1 protein-coding gene is annotated in these 1,066 nt (G+C 52.4%); it reads right to left on the bottom strand.

What is annotated here, in order from left to right:
- Nucleotides 1-91: 91 nt before the first annotated feature.
- A complete protein-coding gene (gene blaOXA / locus EJP87_RS17020; protein WP_130473006.1) occupies nt 92-925 on the bottom strand; it encodes a class D beta-lactamase in 834 nt (277 codons plus the stop codon).
- Nucleotides 926-1,066 lie beyond the last annotated feature (141 nt).

Genomic DNA, 1,066 nt, shown 5'->3' with positions numbered 1-1,066 from the left:
AAAACAAAATCCCAGGGATTCCATCCCTGGACCCGGCCAGGGAGGTGCCCTCCCTGGACCCGCAGTTGTTTTGGGTGCTGAATAGTTACGGCTATTTTTCCATCGCGGGTGGACAGGCAGCAGCAGGTAACGCTTGCAGCAGACAAAGCACACGGCGGCCCAAGGCTTCTCGTTTGGGCAGATCGGCCAGGCGCTGTGGCGTATCAATATTCAAAGCAAAAAAGATCGGACCATCCAGCCTTTCCACCCAACCCACCCACCAGCCTATAGTGCCACTCCAGCCGGTTTTGCCACGCAAACGCCACTCTTTACCCGCTTCAAGCAGCAGCAGATCCTTTACCAGCCGTTGATGGGCGAGGGCAAACGGCAGATCGTTGTAATACAAGCGTTGCAAGAAGTGGATCTGTTCGCTGGCGGAGATGGCTAAATTGCCCTCCAACCAATAGCTTTCCTGATTGGGATCGGGATCGGCATTCCCATAGGCAATTGCTTGCAGATACTCTTTGGTTCTCTCTTTTCCCAACTGCCGGGCGATTTGTTGATAGACCCAAACTACCGAATAGCGTAGGGAGGAGAGCAGAGTTTGATTTTGGTTCCAGCCTGGAAAATCTCTTGCGACACCATCCCAGGTAAATATCTGAAACTCGTTATCGATAATGCCTGCCTGCAGGGCAAAGAGAGTGTGGGGGATTTTATAAGTGGAGGCCGGAGAGAAGCGTGTGCTTGCCCGTTGCCGATCATGGATCCACTCGCTTTGTCGGTTGGGTCGCAGATCATTTATCTGCATGGTTCCGGTTGCGGAGAAGGCAGAAAAAATATTCTCTAAAGCAGAGAGATCCTCTCCGTGTTCACCTCCCTGCAATGGCCAGGAAAAGAGCAAGAAAAGGCTCACAAAAGAGCACAGCAATGTGGGAATATTGTTCATGGGTGCATAATGGAAGAGGGACTGTAACTATTCAGGTTCGTGCTGGCTCGCCAGCTCTACCCCCATGGGGATGCTGTGGGCATTGGCGCAAAAAATGCGCGCCAATGCCCACAGCTTGCTTCCATTAGGCGCTTAAGCCGA

The organism is Candidatus Magnetaquicoccus inordinatus, assembly GCF_004217665.1.
GTDB classification, from domain to species: domain Bacteria; phylum Pseudomonadota; class Magnetococcia; order Magnetococcales; family Magnetaquicoccaceae; genus Magnetaquicoccus; species Magnetaquicoccus inordinatus.
This window is presented reverse-complemented; position numbering and strand designations above follow the sequence as displayed.

What these genes read in the sequence shown, in the direction of transcription:
- blaOXA (WP_130473006.1), bottom strand. Translation starts at nt 925, where the DNA reads ATGAACAATATTCCCACATTGCTGTGCTCTTTTGTGAGCCTTTTCTTG.